This is a genomic window from Intestinibacter sp. (genome assembly GCF_022780145.1).
In the GTDB taxonomy this organism is placed as follows: Bacteria; Bacillota; Clostridia; order Peptostreptococcales; family Peptostreptococcaceae; genus Intestinibacter.
On record NZ_JALEXO010000138.1, the window covers coordinates 1 to 3,381 of the forward strand.

Annotated in this window: 5 protein-coding genes and 1 riboswitch; all 5 genes read left to right on the forward strand. The window is 31.4% G+C overall.

Translation table 11 applies throughout. The annotated features are described in order from the left end of the window. Positions 1–289 (forward strand): hypothetical protein (locus MR593_RS05420; protein ID WP_290690576.1); only part of this gene is annotated, 289 nt, incomplete at its 5' end. Between the two features lie 223 nt (positions 290–512). After that, positions 513–674 (forward strand): hypothetical protein, encoded by a 162-nt coding sequence (locus MR593_RS05425; protein WP_290690577.1) that lies wholly within the window; start codon positions 513–515, stop codon positions 672–674. An 86-nt stretch (positions 675–760) separates the two neighbouring features. Then, the gene (locus tag MR593_RS05430) at positions 761–1,192 is read left to right on the forward strand and encodes a MarR family winged helix-turn-helix transcriptional regulator (RefSeq protein ID WP_290690578.1); all 432 of its coding nucleotides are present in this window, start codon (positions 761–763) and stop codon (positions 1,190–1,192) included. 66 nt (positions 1,193–1,258) lie between these two features. Beyond that, a riboswitch (ZMP/ZTP riboswitch) is annotated at positions 1,259–1,362 on the forward strand. A 74-nt stretch (positions 1,363–1,436) separates the two neighbouring features. Next, on the forward strand, positions 1,437–2,150 hold the full coding sequence (locus tag MR593_RS05435) for an IMP cyclohydrolase (protein WP_290690581.1): 714 nt from the start codon (positions 1,437–1,439) through the stop codon (positions 2,148–2,150). Positions 2,151–2,193: 43 nt separating this feature from the next. Continuing rightward, positions 2,194–3,372 carry a phosphoribosylaminoimidazolecarboxamide formyltransferase gene (locus MR593_RS05440; protein ID WP_290690584.1) on the forward strand — a complete coding sequence of 393 codons (1,179 nt, stop codon included), beginning with the start codon at positions 2,194–2,196 and terminating at the stop codon, positions 3,370–3,372. Positions 3,373–3,381 lie beyond the last annotated feature (9 nt).

A 3,381-nucleotide genomic window follows, 5' to 3' on the forward strand; every position in this document is an offset into this window, starting at 1 on the left:
TTGTTATACTGTAAATGGTGAAGTTGAAAACTACAAAGTTTATTATGAGGGTAGAGATAAAGATATAAGAGTTATAAAATTTGACGTAAATGGAGTTTCGTTTATAATAAACAGAGATTACGAAGTCTATGATGAAATTAGAGATAATTGTGCAGTAAAGCATAATGGACAAAAATTAAGAATAACATATATGTTAGAAAAAGACTTGGATCTTGATAAATACTATATGATAGTTTTTAATGATGAAACACATAATGGAATTGTAAAAATAGAAGAGAAAGTAGAATAATAGTGGTTTTATTTATTATAAAGTGGCATTTTTGATGCCATTTTTATATGTATAAAAAATATTTTATAAACTTGTTGACATAATATAAATTTAAGAGTATAATTGCTAACAAAGTTAGATAAAAATACAAATAAATCAAATCAGCTACAGTAATATATCTGTAGCATTATATTTAAAATAATTGCTAATAATATTAGCAATTTTAGAAAAAGGGGATGTTACAATGGAATTAGTATATTTTATTATTATAGCAGCATTTTCAGCTATACTTTGTGAGGTTATCAGCAAATTTAAGCCTTCAATGGAGGAAAAAGCTACACAAATTATATTTGGTGTAATGATATCATTATTCTTGATGATAAGTATTGCACCTGTAAATATTTAAATATAGATAACCTGGATATTGACAATATTGGCGTTTGTGCATAAAATTAACTAATAAAGTTAGATAATTAGAAGGAGAATAGATAAATGGACTATTATGTTTTAGCGAGAGAACTGATGAGTTTGAAATCTGGTATTAAACATATTCAGTTTGATAGAACAATGTCTAAGCTGAACCAGGGAGGATTATTTGTTTTAAATTATCTCGTAGATCACCAAAAAACCGCTTATCCAAAGGATTTGAGCAAAAGTATGGTAGTTAGCACAGCTAGAATTGCGACAATTTTAAACCATTTAGAAAAAGATGATTTTATTACGAGAACAACTGATCCAAAGGACAATCGTCAAATTATTGTGAAGTTAACTGAAAAGGGCAATAAATATATTCAAAAACAGCGTAATGAAATGTTAGAAAATGTAGTTAAGATGTTAGAATGTTTAGGGCCTGAAGATGCTTTGGCATATATTAGAATTCAAAAAAAATTAATAAATAATATTTATAATGAAAAAAATAATTAATAAAAATACGTATATTTTTAGTTGAATATAAAATTATATTCGTGTATAATATGTTTGTACAACAAAGAACGGTCAAGCGACTGGTGGAAAGCATCAATAGATGTCGTGGGAATTAACCCACAGGGAGCTTGATTATATATTTAGAAATGCCGACCGCCTGGGCACGTATGATGTTTTTATAACATTTTGCGTGTTGGCGGTTTTTTGTTTATAAAAATAAATTATTTTAATGGAGGAAATTAATATGAACATGCTATCATTAGCAAATGAATTAAACAGTAACACATACCCAGGTAGAGGTATAGTAATCGGAAAAACTGAAGACGGAAAAAAAGCAGTAACAGCATATTTTATAATGGGAAGAAGTAGCAACAGTAGAAATAGAGTATTTGTTGAAGATGGACAAGGAATCCGTACACAAGCATTTGATCCATCAAAGCTTGAAGATCCATCACTAATAATCTATGCTCCAGTTAGAGTTTTAGGAAACAAAACTATAGTAACTAACGGAGACCAAACAGATACTATATACGAAGGAATGGACAAACAACTTACTTTCGAACAATCATTAAGAAGTCGTGAATTCGAACCAGATGCACCTAACTACACTCCTAGAATTTCAGGTGTTATGCATGTTGAAAATGGTACATACAATTATGCAATGTCAATATTAAAGAGCAACAACGGAAATCCAGATGCTTGCAATAGATACACGTTTGCATACGAAAATCCAGTAGCAGGTGAAGGACACTTCATACATACATATATGCATGATGGAAATCCACTTCCAAGCTTCGAAGGTGAGCCAAAATTAGTAGGAATAAGCGGAGACATAGATGAATTCACTGATATGGTTTGGACAAACTTAAACGAAGACAACAAAGTATCATTATTTGTTAGATTTATAGATATCGCTACTGGCGAATATGAAACAAGAATAGTAAACAAAAACAAATAGGAATTAATCGATATAAAATACATTGTAAAAAGGAGTATTAAAAATGAACGAAATTCAATTAAAATATGGATGTAACCCAAATCAAAAACCATCAAGAATATTCATGGAAGATGGTTCAGATTTACCAGTTAAAGTTTTAAATGGTAGACCAGGATATATAAATTTCTTAGATGCCTTCAATGGATGGCAATTAGTTAAAGAATTAAAACAAGCAACAGGGCTTCCAGCTGCTACATCATTCAAACACGTTTCACCTGCAGGTGCTGCAGTAGGTAAAGAATTAGACGATACATTAGCGAAGATTTACTGGGTGGACGACCTAGGAAAATTATCTCCATTAGCATGTGCATATGCAAGAGCTAGAGGTGCTGATAGAATGTCATCATTTGGTGATTTCATAGCTCTATCAGATGTTTGCGATGCTGACACTGCTAACTTAATAAAAAGAGAAGTTTCTGATGGTGTTATAGCTCCAGGATTTACTGATGAAGCTTTTGAAATATTAAAAACTAAGAAAAAAGGTAACTACAACATAATTCAAATCGATCCTGATTATGTTCCAGCAGAACTTGAAAGAAAACAAGTTTACGGAATAACTTTTGAACAAGGAAGAAACGAATTAGATGTAAATGGAGACCTTTTATCAAATATAGTAACTAAGAATAAAGAAATCCCAGAAGCTGCATTAATAGATATGAAGATAGCTCTTATAACATTAAAATATACTCAATCAAACTCAGTATGCTACGTTAAAGATGGACAAGCTATCGGTATAGGTGCAGGACAACAATCAAGAATCCACTGTACTCGTCTAGCTGGACAAAAAGCTGACAACTGGTATCTTCGTCAATCTCCACAAGTTATGGGACTTCAATTCAAGGATGAAATAGGACGTGCTGAAAGAGACAATGCAATAGACGTTTATATAGGAGACGAATATATGGACGTTTTAGCTGAAGGAGAATGGCAAAAAATATTTAAAGTTAAACCAGAAGTATTCACAAGAGAAGCTAAAAGAGCTTGGCTTGATGGCTTAACTGATGTAACTATTGGTTCAGATGCATTCTTCCCATTCCCTGATAATATAGAAAGAGCACATAAGAGCGGTGTCAAATATATAGCTCAACCAGGTGGATCTGTAAGAGATGAAGCTGTAATCGAATGCTGTGATAAATATGAAATAGCTATGGCATTCACTGGAATAAGATTATTCCATCACTAAAATTTTTAG